This window comes from Brevibacillus sp. NPDC058079 (assembly GCF_042885155.1).
Classification (GTDB): domain Bacteria; phylum Bacillota; class Bacilli; order Brevibacillales; family Brevibacillaceae; genus Brevibacillus.
Genome location: NZ_JBHVSO010000008.1, coordinates 180,958 through 197,104, shown reverse-complemented (window position 1 = coordinate 197,104; position 16,147 = coordinate 180,958). Strand labels below are relative to the sequence as shown.

General features: G+C 47.5%; 16 protein-coding genes and 1 riboswitch. Of the genes, 9 read left to right on the top strand and 7 right to left on the bottom strand.

What is annotated here, in order from left to right; genetic code table 11:
• Positions 1-33: 33 nt before the first annotated feature.
• The 4 genes from ACFVS2_RS23145 to ACFVS2_RS23130 are packed head-to-tail and all read right to left on the bottom strand — an operon-like array spanning position 34 to position 3,458.
• Positions 34-759, bottom strand: a complete 726-nt coding sequence (locus tag ACFVS2_RS23145; RefSeq protein WP_390238099.1) for an ABC transporter ATP-binding protein — start codon at positions 757-759, stop codon at positions 34-36.
• 4 nt (positions 760-763) lie between these two features.
• Positions 764-1,570: an ABC transporter permease gene (locus ACFVS2_RS23140; protein WP_007715938.1), complete on the bottom strand. Its 807-nt coding sequence runs from the start codon at positions 1,568-1,570 to the stop codon at positions 764-766.
• 17 nt (positions 1,571-1,587) lie between these two features.
• A complete protein-coding gene (locus ACFVS2_RS23135) occupies positions 1,588-2,169 on the bottom strand; it encodes a nitrous oxide reductase accessory protein NosL (RefSeq protein WP_173620134.1) in 582 nt (193 codons plus the stop codon).
• A complete protein-coding gene (locus ACFVS2_RS23130) occupies positions 2,166-3,458 on the bottom strand; it encodes a right-handed parallel beta-helix repeat-containing protein (RefSeq protein WP_173620133.1) in 1,293 nt (430 codons plus the stop codon). The genes ACFVS2_RS23135 and ACFVS2_RS23130 overlap by 4 nt, the downstream gene beginning before the upstream one ends.
• Before the next feature lie 360 nt (positions 3,459-3,818).
• On the opposite strand from ACFVS2_RS23130, the gene ACFVS2_RS23125 reads away from it, so the two are divergent.
• Together ACFVS2_RS23125 and ACFVS2_RS23120 are read left to right on the top strand one after the other, a co-directional pair.
• The gene (locus ACFVS2_RS23125) at positions 3,819-4,130 is read left to right on the top strand and encodes a hypothetical protein (protein ID WP_173620132.1); all 312 of its coding nucleotides are present in this window, start codon (positions 3,819-3,821) and stop codon (positions 4,128-4,130) included.
• A gap of 73 nt (positions 4,131-4,203) precedes the next feature.
• Positions 4,204-5,778: a glutamate synthase-related protein gene (locus ACFVS2_RS23120; RefSeq protein ID WP_390238095.1), complete on the top strand. Its 1,575-nt coding sequence runs from the start codon at positions 4,204-4,206 to the stop codon at positions 5,776-5,778.
• Between the two features lie 180 nt (positions 5,779-5,958).
• On the opposite strand, the gene ACFVS2_RS23115 is transcribed toward ACFVS2_RS23120, so the two are convergent.
• Together ACFVS2_RS23115 and ACFVS2_RS23110 are read right to left on the bottom strand one after the other, a co-directional pair.
• Positions 5,959-6,489 carry a peroxiredoxin gene (locus ACFVS2_RS23115; RefSeq protein ID WP_173620130.1) on the bottom strand — a complete coding sequence of 177 codons (531 nt, stop codon included), beginning with the start codon at positions 6,487-6,489 and terminating at the stop codon, positions 5,959-5,961.
• 75 nt (positions 6,490-6,564) lie between these two features.
• Entirely contained in the window at positions 6,565-7,449 is an 885-nt protein-coding gene (locus ACFVS2_RS23110) for a hypothetical protein (protein WP_390238092.1), read from the bottom strand.
• 281 nt (positions 7,450-7,730) lie between these two features.
• Here ACFVS2_RS23110 and ACFVS2_RS23105 point away from each other — a divergent pair, with 281 nt between their 5' ends.
• The 6 genes from ACFVS2_RS23105 (at position 7,731) to ACFVS2_RS23080 (ending at position 14,802) form a co-directional block, all read left to right on the top strand.
• Positions 7,731-9,818 (top strand): TerD family protein, encoded by a 2,088-nt coding sequence (locus tag ACFVS2_RS23105; protein WP_390238089.1) that lies wholly within the window; start codon positions 7,731-7,733, stop codon positions 9,816-9,818.
• A 214-nt stretch (positions 9,819-10,032) separates the two neighbouring features.
• Positions 10,033-10,881, top strand: a complete 849-nt coding sequence (locus ACFVS2_RS23100) for a HesA/MoeB/ThiF family protein (RefSeq protein WP_173620127.1) — start codon at positions 10,033-10,035, stop codon at positions 10,879-10,881.
• Between the two features lie 30 nt (positions 10,882-10,911).
• Positions 10,912-11,772 (top strand): HesA/MoeB/ThiF family protein, encoded by an 861-nt coding sequence (locus ACFVS2_RS23095; RefSeq protein ID WP_390238087.1) that lies wholly within the window; start codon positions 10,912-10,914, stop codon positions 11,770-11,772.
• Between the two features lie 8 nt (positions 11,773-11,780).
• Complete coding sequence (locus tag ACFVS2_RS23090; RefSeq protein WP_390238085.1) at positions 11,781-12,230, top strand: DUF441 domain-containing protein; 450 nt, start codon at positions 11,781-11,783, stop codon at positions 12,228-12,230.
• 36 nt (positions 12,231-12,266) lie between these two features.
• A complete protein-coding gene (locus ACFVS2_RS23085; protein WP_390238082.1) occupies positions 12,267-13,358 on the top strand; it encodes an alpha/beta hydrolase in 1,092 nt (363 codons plus the stop codon).
• Between the two features lie 25 nt (positions 13,359-13,383).
• Complete coding sequence (locus ACFVS2_RS23080; protein WP_390238081.1) at positions 13,384-14,802, top strand: LeuA family protein; 1,419 nt, start codon at positions 13,384-13,386, stop codon at positions 14,800-14,802.
• Positions 14,803-14,908: 106 nt separating this feature from the next.
• Here ACFVS2_RS23080 and ACFVS2_RS23075 read toward each other — a convergent pair whose 3' ends face one another.
• On the bottom strand, positions 14,909-15,601 hold the full coding sequence (locus ACFVS2_RS23075; protein WP_390238078.1) for a M15 family metallopeptidase: 693 nt from the start codon (positions 15,599-15,601) through the stop codon (positions 14,909-14,911).
• Positions 15,602-15,783: 182 nt separating this feature from the next.
• Positions 15,784-15,999: riboswitch (cobalamin riboswitch) on the top strand.
• On the opposite strand from ACFVS2_RS23075, the gene ACFVS2_RS23070 reads away from it, so the two are divergent.
• Complete coding sequence (locus tag ACFVS2_RS23070; protein WP_173620121.1) at positions 15,957-16,136, top strand: hypothetical protein; 180 nt, start codon at positions 15,957-15,959, stop codon at positions 16,134-16,136. (Overlaps the previous riboswitch by 43 nt.)
• The last annotated feature ends 11 nt before the right edge of the window (positions 16,137-16,147 follow it).

Genomic DNA, 16,147 nt, shown 5'->3' with positions numbered 1-16,147 from the left:
ATCAAAACGATCTAATCTCCCGCGTTTTCTTATTCATGCCTTTGCCTGATGAACAAGCTCGGAAAAGGCACCGTACAAACCAATTGCCCCATACTGCTGCTGGTACTCCTGTATCGACCCATCACGCACGATTTTCCCGTTCATCAAGAAAATCGCTCGATCCGCCACCGCATCTGCCACCTGCAACTGGTGTGTCGTAAAGAGAACGGATTGACCCGAGAGCTTTACTTCCCGTACGAGATCGACAAAGGCATCCATCCAATATGGATCGAGTCCATTGGTCGGTTCATCGAGGACGACGAGTGCAGGCTTTGCCAATATCGCTTGGGCAAACAAGAGGCGCTGCTGCATGCCTTTGGAGAACTGAGACACCCGTTTGTTTCTCACTTCATGCAGTCCCACCATTTTCAGCAGTCGATCCGCCTCTTCTGCGGTGCGATTGCGCAGGGAAGCGTAAAATTCGAGCGTTTCTTTCGCAGTAAGTCCGGCAGAAAATGTAAAGTGATCCGGCATATAACCGATTTCTTGAAGATACTCTACGCGATTATCGTTCCAGTTTAACCCGTTTAGCTGAATGGTTCCGGAAGTAGGCGGGAGAATACCGACCAGCATCCGTAGGATCGTACTTTTTCCTGCACCGTTACCGCCGCATAACGCGACGACCTGACCGGGTGCAATGTCCATACTGAATGGGTGGACGATTGTTTTCCCATTGATTTCCTTGGTGACCTGATCGATGGTGAGTCCTAACATATTCATTGCATTACCTTCTTTCCCATACCCGGATGGCTATGAACAGGGTCGCACTGATCCAGAGCAGACTGAGTGCGACGAAGATGAGATCACCAAGCGGGGAGTCGGCCCAGTACACCCATTTGTAGTATTCAGGTCCAAAGATCGAGCCACCGCCTAATCTGGCAACGGAAAAGATTCGTACAAACTCCGCTGGGTTGAGAAATGTTGCAAGCTGAAGCAGAGGCTTGATCCATGTATAAGGGACGAAGCTGAGCACAGAGATGAGCAAAGTAGGCCATGCCAGAATATAGAAGAACCAGACGCTGACTCCCATTGTCAAAGCCTGCCAACGGTTTTTACTGATGGCGCCAATCAGCATGGCTAGACCTAAAAATAACAGAATGAGACAAATGGAAAAGGCAAGCAAAAACAAGAGCGTCGAAAATGCAAAGCTTTTTCCTAACAGCATGCCAGCCACACCAGACAACCCATACCCGAAGGCGACAATTGCAACTAATACGAGTGCTTGTCCCAAGTATTTCCCCAACAAGAAGGAGGAGGTTGTCATGGCATAGGTAGAGAGGAGCTGCCAACTTCCCTCTTCTTTTTCCGCCGTCAAGGAAAAAGAGGAGAGAAGCATCGTCATCAGTGGGAGCAAATACAAAATCAGATTCAGCATGGTACCTGTCGTATACGTATAACCCTTCATGTAGGACTGCGATTGGATGATCAAGAGTCCCAAACTAAACAGGGAGAACAGAGCCATAAACGAGTAGGACCATGGATTCCGAAAGCCTACCTTCACTTCTCGTTTGGCAATCAGATTGATGTGCAAAGACTCCACTCCCTCTGTTAGTTATGTGTGGTTGGGGTAGTGCTGTTGCTTCCGTGATCGGCTGGTTTGCTTTCGTGACCGCCACTATGTTGCCCTTCGGAAGACTGACCGTCTTTGTTCATGTGCTTGCTCATGCCATTTTCCCAGCTATGATTTTTCAACTCTTCCGCACTCATGACAATGCCTTTCTTTTGTTCCTGAACGAAGCTGTCTGCAGCAGATTTCTCTTTGAAGGAATAGATGCCATATGTCATTGGTGTTTTGAAGTCTTTGTCGTAAGCGTAAGTCGCTTGCTCTGCTTTTGTCCATTCTGCTGTGTAGTAATCGCGGACAAATTGTACAGCCACGTTATCGGTTCCATTCTCTTTCGTCCAGTTGTTCAAGCAGCCGAGATCATCGAACTTCAGTGCTTTTCCATCTTTTAAGACGATTTCAGTAGCATTGTGATCGTTAGGGACATGCATTTTGCAAAGGTCGCATTTGTCTACGCCTTCCGCGATATCTACAGGTTTCGGCTCTTCGCTTCCGCAGCCGACCATAAGTAGGCTAATTCCGATAATTGCTCCGATTGATGTGCACCATTTTGTCATTTTGTTCATGATTTTCTCACTCCTATATAAATGATCGAACAACTTCCTATTAACAAGATAAGTCCAAGAATACCTGCACCCCAACCGCTCGTTTTCCCAGATTCCATTAGCACGGTGTCCGAGGGTTGCATTAAAGGAGACGCGTCCTTGATTGCTGAGCCTGCCCCACTTGTAAACAAGCCTTCCAGAAACACGAATCCCGGAGCTTGGAAAAACAGCTGGTAGGCAGGAACCGCGTCGGTCAAACCTAGGTAAAAAGGATTCATCTCGTACGGTAAATCACTGCGGGAATCCCCGTTCACATCGAGTCCTTGCAGATTGTCCCAGTAGTTTTTGTTTAAGTTGTTGTTCTGACTATCCTGGGCTTGCGCTTGGATGACGTTGGAGACAAATTGATTATCGGTTAATACGTTGTCAGAAGAAGACAAAAACTGCATACCGATAAAGTTGAGACTGAGTAAATTGTTTTTGACCGTAATGCCGGATGATTGCTCTAAATACAGTCCAACGCGGTTTCCCTCAATCGTGTTGTTTGCAACCAGTGTATCTTGTACGGTAATGAGAAGAATTCCTTGCGAACCAGGATTTTTTTGCTGTTTCAAAAATTGATTCCCGGTAACCGTCAATTTGCGCGACTCCATAAGCTGGGAGCCTGTCACATTTTCCATTCCAATGTTGTTGATGACTGTCGTATCAGAGGTGCCCATGAAGTGATAGCCGTACCGCGAACTCGTCACCAGATTTTGTTCCAGATGGTTTCGATCGCTATTTTCGACGTAAAAGCCATCTTCGACATTCGTTACCTGATTTTTAATGAAACGGTTATGATGCGATTCACGCACGTCAATTCCGTTTCCTCGCTTCGCTTTTTCCGTTTGCTTTGGCTTTACTTCAGGCTGCGCTCCGTGATTATGTCCAGAACTGGTCGTTGGACTGCCATCGCCTTTAATTTTTCCGATGACTTGAACGTTGTGCAGCGTGTTGTAGTCTGCTTGGCGTAATTGAATACCGATCCCTTTTGTTTCAACAATGACATTCTCCAGAAAGTTTTGATCGCCACGGATGACAAGAGCGGCTACGTCACTGTTGATTCGCTTGTCCACGATATGGATTCCTTGCACGCTCACATTGTCGCTTTCAATCGTGAGCGTTGCCTCCTCTTCGGTCGGATTGATGATCTTCACTGGATCATTGGCTACCAATTGAATCGGCTTGGTAATGCGGATAGGACCTTTGTACAAACCATACGGGATGGTAACGGTATCGTTAGGGCGTGCTTGATCAATCATCGCCTGCAAGGAGTCAGAATCTGCAGGCGTCGCCTTGGCTGTGATAGGCAGCTGTAGAGCAACGATACAAATGACGGAGACGAAAAGTAGCGGGAGAGATAATTTTCGATTGTTCCATCGTAATGACAGGGTGCATCCTCCCCTATTCCACTAGAGAGCTCTCTGGTTTTTTGCCGATAATCGGCTGCTAGCTACATTTAGGATAACAGCCTCTTTTCATTTTCGTATGACTCAACCGGGCTATAAAACGTGTCAAAAAACGCAACGATTTTAAAAAAATGGAAGGGTGCGAGAGGCTTACACCTGAGGTGGCATTGTGTAATCAAAGCGGTCATACTAAATGGGAGAGAAGAAAAGGAGAGACGATAAATGGATACAAACATAGAGAAAGCACTGCGCACGACGCTGGAGTATTGGGATCGGATGAAAAAGAGCCACGAGGACGACGCGGAGGACGATGCGAATCAGTTTGAGGCTTCGTTTTACCGCATGATGGAGCAAATCCGTGAGTGGTACGATCAGCTGGAGACGAAGCCTGATACGCTAGAGGATGCGCTGCTTCTTCCGGACATGGCAGAGGTTGCAGAACAGCTGCCTGTAGAGATCATGCTGAATTTTGAAACCGAGCTGGAATTGATCGTAGATGGGCAAATACGGGAGGAGGATGAGAAATACGATTAAAAACAGAGAACTTGTTGCATCCTATCCTTGACATGATTTACTAGAATTTTGTGTTTGGGGAGGGTAAGCACAAGTGGTACCTACTCTGTTGTGCGTCATTATCTTCATCATTCTTTTACCACCCATTGTATTTTTGGGTTACATGTATGCTCTGTCTAAACAGCCGAAGCACTCCATTATTCGGTCCCATCCGTTTTTGGGGTGGATGCGTTATTTGCTGGAAAAGCTCGGGCCTGAGCTTCGCCAGTATTGGTTTGACGATGATACAGACGGTAGGCCGTTCTCCAGAGCTGACTTCGTGGGCCTCATGTATGCGTCAAAATACCGGACGGACCTGATCTCGTTCGGAAGTAAACGTGATTATGAGAAGCCTGGCTTCTATTTGTCCAATGCGATGTTCCCGAAGCTGACGAGTGAACTGCGTATTGATAATGAAAAAGTCGTCCCTGGCAGAAAATACGAGATTACCCACGAAGGGCTGTTCACGAGAAGGGAAAAATTTATCGAGGAACAAGAGGTAAAGCCGTGGTTGTTGCATGACGAGGACGTCATTGTCGTAGGAGAAAACAGAAGGCAGCCTTGGCGGCTGAAAGGGATGTTTGGTGCTTCGGCTACCTCCTTTGGGGCTGTGGGAGAGAACTATATCATGTCCACAGGGCATGGGGCACGTATGGCAGGCGGCTCTTGGATCAATACAGGAGAGGGTGGCGTCGCAGAAGTTCACCTCTCGACAGACGCGGATATCATTTCGCAAATCGGGCCGGGGATGTTCGGCTTTCGTGATGACAAGGGCAAGTTTTCGATCGAAGAATTCAAGAACAAGGCTAACATTTCTAACATCAAGGCGTTCGAGCTGAAGTTTCATCAAGGGGCCAAAATACGCGGAGGTCACCTCGAGGGCTCCAAGGTCACAGAAAAAGTCGCGGCAGCAAGGCTGGTACCAGTGGGACAAACGGTCAATTCACCGAACCGCTTCGAGTTTCTCACCAATCCTGAGGAAGCCTTGCGATTCATCGGCAGTTTGCAGGAGGCGGGGGGCAAGCCTGTCGGTGTAAAAATCGTCGTCGGCGATCCGAAGCGATTGGAGCCGTTTTTTGAGAAGATGGTGGAGCTGTCGATTTATCCGGATTTCATCACGGTAGATGGCTCTGAGGGCGGTTCAGGCGCAATGTTCAAGGCAATGGCAGATGGCATGGGCTTGCCGCTTTTCGCCGCGCTCATCATTCTCGATGATACGATGAGGAAATTCGGCGTACGGGACCGGATCAGGATTTTTGCTTCCGGCAAGCTCGTTACCCCTGACAAAGTAGCGATCGCCATGGCATTGGGAGCGGATTGCGTCAACTCCGCGCGGGGCTTCATGATTGCAACTGGCTGCATCATGGCGATGCAATGCCATACGGGCAAATGTCCGACAGGAGTCACTACGACGGATTCCAAGTACCAGGAGGCGTTGGTTCCGGCAGAAAAGCAGTGGCGTGTCATGAACTATATTTTGCAGTTGAGGGAAGGCTTGTTCTCGCTGGCGGCAGCATGTGGCTTGGAGAGTCCGACTGAGCTTAGGAGAGAACATGTCGTGTTTACCAACGAAAGCGGGGAGACCATGCGTGTGGTTGACTTGTTTCCGTACCCGGTCGTGTCTAGATAATCATTTACAAAAGAGATAAATAATGGTATGATGAATGAATCAGGCTATAGTACACCTTCCTTCTAACCCAATCCGATATTAGGGGTACTGCTTTCCTGATTTTTTTATGCCTATAATTAAAATGAGAAGGCCGTATGATCCTGTGTAAGCGATCATGCGGCCTTTGTTTATGTCTATCGATTAGGAGATCGTGTTTTGCCCAGGCTTCCAGTCCATTGGGCACAATCCGCCTGATTGCAGAGCTTCGATCACGCGGAGCGTCTCATCTACGCTTCTGCCAACCTTGGAGTTGGAGATGACTGCGTATTGCAGGATGCCTTCTGGATCGATGATGAAGCTGCCGCGCAGCGGGGCTTTGGTTGCTTCGTCCAGCACACCGTATGCCATGGTCGCTTCTTTGCTGTAATCGGAAGCGAGCGGGAACGAGAGTGGACCGATGCCGTCACTCGATCTCATCCATGCTTTGTGTGTATGTATGCTGTCGCCGCTAATGCCAAGCACCTCGACATTCAAATCCGCGAACTCCTTGATCCGGCGGTTGAGGCTGAGGATTTCCGTCGGGCATACTTTCGAAAAGTCAAACGGATAAAAGAACAAAAGAAGCCATTTTCCACGATAGTCTACCAAGCTCTTTGGCAGGGGAAATCCGTTGTCAAACGTAACGGTGTCCATTGTAAAATCAGGTGCAGGAAGTCCAATACGTGCTGTCATCGATCAATCTCCTCGTTTCTGATACCGTATGTCTGGTATTGGTATCAAAGTATCACGAAAGATCAAGACAATCAATTAGTTCTGAATATCAGAAGTATGGTGGAGCTTTTTTGCATCGTTCTTTTGTAGAAGGAAGAAAATGATTGGAAAGAAGGCGACCAAGAAACAACAGGCGGCGAGAATCGGAAAAACGGACATTTCCAAAACAGCACGGCCGAGATAGGTTTGCCAGCCGATTGCAGCTAAACCGAGCAAGTAGGCGATACCCGCGAGATGGATGAATCCAGTTCGAGCAGTGGACACATGCTTTTTACGTTCAGCTAACCAAGCGACAAAAGGTACGGCTTGCAGAGCATGAAAGCCAATACCATGGAGCCAAATGATATTCCCTTGCTGCCCGACCACTCGACCATCATTGAATGAAATCCAGAGGCCTGCCGCAAACGATAGCATAATCGCAATCATTGCATAACGGATGCCAACTGCCAGTTCTGGGTGTAGGGAATAAGCTTTTCTGCGGAAAAATTGAATGGCGATGAATACATAAAAGAGGACCAAGAGAAGAGCCACAAAAGTAAAAATGGAACCGACAGCGACGTCGAAGGGTGTGCCATTTTTGACGAACCTCGGGTCCACGCCACGGAAGTTTTGTATAGTTTCCGCTCCGTACGAATATAGCGCAAGCAGAATATAAGACCAGCGAAACAAAGCTCTACTTCGCGTGCCCAGGGCAGATAACGGAATGATTGCGGCTGTCGACAATAAAAATATTCCGAGTGCGGCATTAAAGGAAAACGCTTTCGAGACATCGCCATTAGGAGCGACGGGTCCTCCGTACAGCATGACCCAGATTGCGCATATGGCAGCGAGTAAGAAGCCGAGCAAGCCGGTATACACTAACCATTTCTCTCCTTGAAAGAAAGGGGATGCTGTATGACTTTTCATAACAGATTGATTCATGAATCGAATTCTCCCTCCTGTAAAGTTTTGGTACTCTGCTACTCACTTTACAGGGGTGAAGAATATGGAATAACGGGCAGCGGAATGAAATCGAATTAGGTCCGGGGACGGATTTATGTCTCGTTCCTCCCGGAAGGCTTTACCATCTGACAAAATTGAAGTAAGATGGTGAAAAATTACAAAAAGGATTAAAAAATCAGGCTATTGTACACCTTCCTTCTGAGCTAAAGGTTTGGTTCACCATTAGGGGTACTGCTTTCCTGATTTTTTTCGTGATGCCAATGAAAAATCAAATCTACCTTCGCCGAAAAAATAAAATCATCGTACATCAGGGGCAGCATGAACTGCCTACCTCTTATTTAGCTGCGGCTTTGCGCAATATAGAGAGCTTGGGCTATACCTTTTCACTGGATTTACTAGAAAGAATCCGGACGCTGTCGGAAGGAGAGTTTTTCGCGCTCTATTCGGACGTGGTAGCTGTGCTCAAGATAAAGATCGGAGCATCCCGCCAGTACAAGCCGATGTATCCGAATTTTCCTAAGCAAGTCATGGAGGCTAGCGAGGGTGAGCTGTTTGTAAATACGATCATTCATTATTTGACGTTGGACCTTCCTGTGCACGAAGTGAAAAAACGTTTGCCTTTGCTAAGAGAATCTCGCCTGAAGCTGATTCATTTGGGGACAGATGAAGAGCTGCTACAGGTAGGAATGAACTTGCTGCGCTCCAATAGCTCGCTCTCTGCTACTGACAGGGAAGACTTGGAGGGCTTGATTCAGGCCTATGAAGGAATCGCAGAAGCTCTCCCGGCCGAGATTCCCCAAAAGGAAAACGTGGCGATTGCTGCTAGCCTGTTGCTCAAGTATGACAAGCTTCCTACTACTTTTTTTGCCCACTATTGCAAGACGGCGACAGATGTACTACGTCTGGCAGTGGCACTGTCTGACGGGGATGTGAGCTTGGCGGAGCCTGCGAAGTTTCGCAAGTTCAAACGCGGGGAAAGAAGACTACTCCTGGGCCTGCTGGAAGCCAGCTCGAATATCGTAGAAGATATGAATCGTTACAAAAACAGATGGATTCGTCTCGGGGAAATCTTGCATCCGTTTGAATATAAGGATCGCTATCCGAAAGCGGCAGAAGCATTCGATATTTTGCGCAATAATCACAAGATCGAGACGTTCAATAGCCAAGTAGAGCAGGCGCTGGTCCGTGCGGATGTGAATACGGCGATCAAACTGCTTGAACAGCGTCCAGGGGAATTTGCCCGTCGTCTGGATCATTTGTTGCGTTTGACGGAGCAGGGGAGTTCAGTTCTTTCTGCCTTCGAGAAAATTGCGGATGGTGTATCGACTCCAGTTCTTTTGCAAGTCATGAATCACTTCAACAAACGGGATAGCTACGGGGAATGGCGAACCTTTTTTCCGAAAGGGCAAGTGGCAAAAGTACAGGCAATCGAAAACCGAGTGGCAGGGCTGCAAGAGGACATCAGACAGAAGGCAGCGGATATTTGCCGGACATCGTTGTTAAACCGTTTTGCCCAATTGCCGTCGCTGGGTAACGTCTATATCGACCCGCGACTGCAGGAGCATCTCGTTCCGTTTTCGATGCGATCCGCTAGCAAAGCACTACGCACGATTGCACGCGGCTCCCGGCTATCGATCCCGGATGGAGGGACGATTCGCTTTTTCCTGTGGTGGAGAGAAGGGATCGTCAACGATGTTCCTACAGGCAGAGTCGATATCGATTTGTCTGCCGTGCTCTATAACGAGGATTGGAAGTACATGGAGCATATTTCCTATACCAATCTGCGTTCCGACAAGTATCAAGCGTGCCATAGCGGGGATATTGTGGAGGCTCCCAAAGGCGCGTGCGAATTCATCGACATCGACATGGATTCTGTCATCCGCTATGGGGGTCGATATGTCGTCATGAACCTGTATTCGTTTACGGATCAGCCTTATTGCGATTTGCCTGAATGCTTCGCTGGCTGGATGATTCGTTCGGCGCCACAGACAGGGGGAATTTTCGAGCCGCAGACGGTACAGGACAAGATTGACCTCGCCGCAAACACGCGGATTTGTATCCCGGTCATTCTGGATCTCGTGGAGAGAAAAGTGATTTGGACGGATATCTCCCTGAATTCCGATCCGCGGTTTGCCAACAATGTGGAGTCCAATGCTGGAGGGGTGGAGCTGATGGGAAGAGCGCTCACCTCGTTGGTGAAGCCTACTCTGCATGAGTTGTTTATGCTTCATGCACAGGCGAGAGGGACGCTGACTGATCAAGCAGGAGAGGCAGATACGGTATTTTCCTTGGAGGAAGGGATTACGCCGTTTGATACGGAGATCATCATGGCGGATTTTATGCAGTAACGTTAGGGGAGTGTAAGGCTTGGGTTCGGTATTGTACCGGACTCAAGCCTTTTCATTTTGTCTATTCTAGCTAAAAATTTTTCTGCTTTGTTCATGAAAATTTCAAATAAAACCCAATTAATAGTCAGAACGAGCTATTTTTTTGCTAGTAACTGGAACTCTATAATGTCAAATGTAAATGGACAATTGAATTTGGAAAGAGGAGGAAGAAGAATTGGAAATGGATTCGTTTTATTGGGAAATGGTCAAGAAAAATATTGGCGTGTATACCACTGAGGAACAAAACCGCTTAAAGAAAGGAAAGGTCATCATATTTGGACTCGGCGGGGTCGGGGGAATGGAAGCGATTCTTTGCGCCCGCATGGGGATCGGGCAGGTCACCGGAGTAGATCCTGATGAATTCGAAGTTTCTAACATCAATCGTCAAATGTTGGCAACGGTACATTCATTGGGTAAATCAAAAGCGGCGACGGCTGAAGAAGTTCTTCAATCCATTAACCCATACATATCTGTTCGATGCGTCCAAGCAAATGTTGATGAAGACAATGTGCTTGAACTGATGAAAGGGCATGATCTGGTGATAGAAGCAGTGGACGATATACCCTCCCGCGTCATCATCCACCGGACCGCGCGTGAGCTGGGCATACCAAGCGTGGGCATGTCAGGGAGCCCCCCAACCCGCGGGTTTGTCTCTTCCTTTTTTCCAGACGGCATCTCGTATGAAACAGCATTGAACATTCCAGGAGCAGGGGAGAAGTTGACCAATGAAGCGTTACGCCAAGAGATTGCTGACATAAAAAAAGCCAGGGCCTGGCACTCTGTCAAAGAAGGAGCTCCAAAGGAATGGGCAGAGGATTTTTGTGAGGGAAAGGCTGGCTGGATTATTACACCAGTTCGTGCCCATCTCATAGCGCTTTTCAGCTTTCATGAAGCCGTGCAAATCTTGACGGGCAGAGAACCGTTGGCACGTGCACCCAAAGGAGTTCTCATTAATCTAGATACGGACACACCGGTAAAAGTGACAACTCCCCCTGATGGAACGTGGAACTATGCAACATTATAACGATTTTGAAAGAACAAAGGAGATGATCGTATGCCATTGATAGAAAATAGCCAATTATATAACAACAGTTTTACCCGCAATTTCGGAATCATTACGAGTGAGGAGCAAGCCAAACTGCGAAATGCTAGAGTAACCGTGGTAGGTGCAGGTGGCGTGGGAGGAATCACATTGATTCAACTCGCCCGGATGGGTGTAGGGAAGCTTCATGTCATCGATCAAGACTCGTTTGAGGAAAGTAATCTCAATCGCCAAATGCTCAGCTTTGTCAGCAAAATCAACTCTCCCAAGGCGGAAGTAGCGAAGGAAATACTTCACGATATCAATCCAGAGCTGGAAGTAAAGGTAACAAGGGAGTTTGTTACCGAAGAAAATGCACATGATCTGCTGGGTGATACAGATGTGATTGTAGATGCTACGGATAATCTGGTTGCACGGGTAATCATCCATAGAACAGCAGCCGATATGGGTATTTCCTCCATCTGGATTGCGGTAACACCACCTTTCCGCGGAGGAATCATGTGCATGACACCCGACTCCTTGCCCTATGAGGTCGCCATGAGACACCCTTCCTATCAACAGCCTCTCACGCCAGAGATGCGTGAAAAAATTAATCAGATCAAAGACGAGCGTGCAAAGTATTCCGTATCGCAAGGCGCTTTGCCTGAATGGGCAGATGCCTATGTAAAAAGAGAGGCTCCATGGGCAGTGCTTGCTCCGGTAGCGAATATCGTCGGCGTATTGGCTAGCTTTGAGGCATTCAAACTAATCATTCAGAGACCAGACCTATTGCCAGCCGTTGCTCCCAATCTAGTCAAAGTCAATTTAGCTTCCGTCCAAATGGTACAGGTGGAAGCCCCGGCAGAGGGAAGCTGGGATAACACGCTACTATAAGGACTCTTATGTTGCATACCACCATTATCTTACTGGTAATCGCCCTCTTGTCATTAGTGGCAAAGGATCTGGTTCTCGTCTACGCTTCCCTCTTGCTGCTCGGATTATCTTTGCTAAAAGCAGTGCCTGTCATGGATGCCATCCAAAAACCAATTTTCCATGTGGGTCTGTTTTGTCTAATGGTATTCTTGTTGATTCCGATTGCCAAAGGAAAATATGATTTCATCTCCCTTAGCAAGGAAATGGTCAGTTGGAAAGCAACGCTAGCCATTTTAGCAGGTTTTATCATCTCTTATGTCGGGGGAAAAGGCTTAAGTATTTTGCCAGATCAACCGGTTGTTTTCATAGGCGTAACACTTGGAACACTTTTGGCAGTGCTACTGACTAATGGGTTGCCCGCAGGCTTAATCATTGCAGCAGGATGCATTGCGCTGCTGTCGAGAATCTTCAATTTCTAGCACCCTCTAAATCTAATTTGAAAGAAGTGCCAAACTATGAATTTCAATCATCAAATGAAAAATCATTTTCTTATGCTAGTCCTATCTTTGGGGCTACTTGTTCAAGGGTGTTCAAATCCTGATTCCCTCAATCAAAATAGTACAACACAAGCTCAATCCGTAGTGGAATCAACCAGTGAGATCGTAACGGAAGAGCTGAAAGTGCCAAGCAACGATCAGGACGTCTCCTTATATGTGAGGCATATGAGTGCCAAAAACAAGGAAAAGTTCACCAACAATGAGGTTGTATTGTTTCTTGAACCGTTTAGCGTACCTACCGCCCAAGCATTTGATGTTCCGGGATACTCCTGGATGGAGGAATACGCAAAGCAAGGTTACGATACATGGGCGATGGACTTCCAAGGGTTTGGGCATTCTACCCGACCAGTTGAAATGGATCAACCACCTGTAAAGAATGCTCCAGTCGTTCGTGCCAGTGAGGCGGTAAAAGATCTGGAGGCTGTCGTCCAGCACATAAAGAAAACTCGACAAGTGGATAAAATCAGTATCGTAGGATGGTCTTGGGGTGGAGTTGTTGCAGGGATGTACGCGACTGAACATTCCGATGATATTGAAAAACTCGTGCTTTATGGTGTTATGCATGGTTTTTCTTTGCCTTTGATGGCAACTCCATTTGAAGCAAAAGGGAAGCCAGGTGAAATCAATCCCCAATTACCAGCGTACCAGGTTGTCCAGTTTGACAAGGCCATGCACCATTGGCACATGATGCTAGATAAACGTGATTTGGTTTCTGGAGAGGCAATGAATGCTGTATCCAAGGTCTTCGTAAACTCTGATCCTAACAGCAGCAAGCAACCTGAACAGTCCATCCGCCGTCCAATGGGACCTTTGGTAGATCTGTATTACATCTGGACGGACAGACCAATTTTTGATGCAGCGAAAATTACGACGCCAGTGTTGATCATTCGAGGAGATCTGGACTTTTTTGCAGATAAGTCCCTCTTCCATAAGCTGACCCATGCATCTGCAAAACAAGAAGTGGTTATCAAAGATGCAACACATTGGGTGTTGTATGAAAAAAATCGTGATCAACTCTTGCGTGAAACAGACGAATTCCTGAAAAAGTAAGTAAACTCGTAAGGATGTGCTGGAAATGAAGCCGTTTCAAATTTTAGATGCAACACTGCGAGAAGGAGAGCAGCAAGCAGGCGTTCGCTTCACATGCGAAGACAAGATTCGCATACTACATCTCTTGGAAAGTTATCATATTAACCTCATAGAAGTGGGCCACCCTGGAATTTCTGCCCTGGATGAAGAAATCTGCCGAAAAGTGGCTCAATCGGCAAGACGAGCGCAAATATTAATGCATGCGAGAGCTACTGTTGAAGAAGTACATGCAGCAAAGCGCGCCAAAGCAGACTGGGTGGGGATATGGGCTTCCATTAATGATGTGTCTATCCAAACCAAATTCAGTCATCATCAGGAAAGCTATATACATGAGAAAGTCCAACAAGCTGTTATCGAAGCAAAAAAGCTTGGCTTACAGGTTAGATTCACGATTGAAGACGCTTCACGGACAGAGTGGGAAAGGATATCCAGCTTAGGTCATGTTGCTTTACAGGCAGGCGCAGATCGCATTAGTTTGGCAGATACTGTCGGGATATGGGAGCCTGATACATGCAAAAAAATCGTAACTCGTGCCATTGAGGAATTTGGATGCGAGATTGAAGTGCATCTGCATAATGATTTCGGTCTTGCTCAAGCGAATGCGCTGGCGGCTATTGATGCAGGCGCCTCTGTCATTGATACAACAATTTTAGGAATCGGTGAAAGAGCTGGCATTACTGACTTGATCCAGCTTACTGTCGCGTTGCAAAAGCTGCGAAATGATCATCGTTATTCTTTGGATAGAATTCCCGAGCTTGTACAAGCGATACGTCTGACGACAGGGTATAGACCGGACGAACTGCGCCCTATCACTGGGCAAAATGCCTTTACGCATACATCGGCTTACCATGTCCAAGCCGTAAAGAGAAATTCCAAAGCGTATGAGCCATTTCCTCCCGAAACGATTGGAAGAATACGGCTTCTCGAAGAAAAGCGTCCTCCACTAGGAAGCCCAAAGCTGCCTGTTTCCTTACAGGTAGGAAAGCCGTTTCCCAAAGGTGCTTCAGAGCTACAGTATCATCGTGACGGTCCAGGGATACGCTGGGTTATGATGGATTCGCGTGTTGATGAGCGAGCCTCATTCTATGTGATCCAAAGGATCTTTAGATTATGCGATTTGTCCGGTGTTTCTGAAAAACATGTAGACAGACATGCGCATCATTGTGACAGTGCCTTCCTCTTTTGGGGAGATGCACCTGATGGCACTAGTCTGGTGTGTCATGTTCAACTGGGTGAAGAAGAGAAGACTGTTGAGAGTCCAGCAGCTATTTTTATCCCAGCAGGCGTCGAGCATTCCTATCACTATGTGTCAGGGCGCGGAACTTATACAAATATTGTATTGTCGCCTGAATACAACAAAAGCCTTTTGGTTTCAGCAGCATCTTCTGAAATACCAGTGACCTAAGAGCTACAGGAATTTGTTGAGTTTGAAGAGTGGGCGGCCATCTGGGCATGAGTACGGTATCGACCGGGCTCATGCCTTTTTCGGCTGAATACTTGAGTATTTGTGGTTACATCGACAAAACCCCGCCATAGATCGGCTCCTGCTGCGTTTTTTGTCCCCAGGTGCGCGTCCCATACTCGAAATGCCACCATTCTTTCGGATAGTTGACGAATCCGACAGTCGTCATCAAATGATACAGCAGTCGGCGATTGTCTCGAATCTCGATGTCCTTTTGTGTAGGATGTACGAGTTCTTCATAATGGCGAGTTGCAGCCCTTACACTGAAATTATCGAAGGCTGTCCCCATCTCCAGCCAGCCATCAGGTCCTGCGATAGTCAGATCGACTGCGCCACCGGATAGGTGAGGGGACGGCTTGGAGAGGTCTGTTGTTGGATAAGCGACGAATTTGCTCAATTCATCGGTGAGCGCGGGTCCTTCCTGCCAGCCTTGTGAAAGCAAGGCTTCACGGAAACGTTCATACAAGGATGCCTGTACCTCGAACGAGCGCCAGCCGTCCAACACGACGAGCTTGTAGCCAATAGGCAGTTGCGCGGCTGCCATGGCGAGCTTGCGTGCTGCCCCTTCTCGCAAAAAGGCTTCTGGCTGTGTTCCGGCATAGCCCTCGTGGTAGTAGGCTGGATAGACTGTGATTTGTTCACAGAGGGAAGAGAGGGGGATCATCGGTTCGTCGCATTCCTTGATCGGCAGTGGGCTGGGCAAGACCATGTCTGGTATTTTTGGAATCGGAGGAAATAGCATGACTGCACACCACTTTCGATTGTTTGCCAATAGGGTAACGAAAATTTTCAGGTAAGTAAATGGTGATTATCTTAAATTTTCTGCCAATAGACACCTGCGAGGAATCGGCAGCTTTTGCTTGAATCCTCGGTAGCTTTTGCTATTATTAAAGCAAGTGCTTGTCAACGAAACGAATGACATTTACATATGGAAGAGAAACAGGTCCTTGTTTTTGCGAAACCGATTCGCAGGAGCAAGGTTAAAAGGGAAGTTTGGTGAAAAGCCAACGCGGTCCCGCCACTGTAAGAGAGTAGCTGTTCTTCAAGGCACCATGCCATCCACTGCCCATCCGGGAGCGGGAAGGAGAAGAAGAGCGATGATCCTCGAGCCAGGAGACCTGCCTGTTTTTATGTTTACACTGATTTCCTTCGGGTCAAAGGAAGAGGTGAGGATTGTTGCTTTCGGCTATCCGCGCTTTGTTTTTCCTTACGTACTGGGGAAACAGAGCGCTTTTTTTGTTGGCTTCGGAAAGTATTTGGAGGAAACAACGGAGTAAAATACATCACT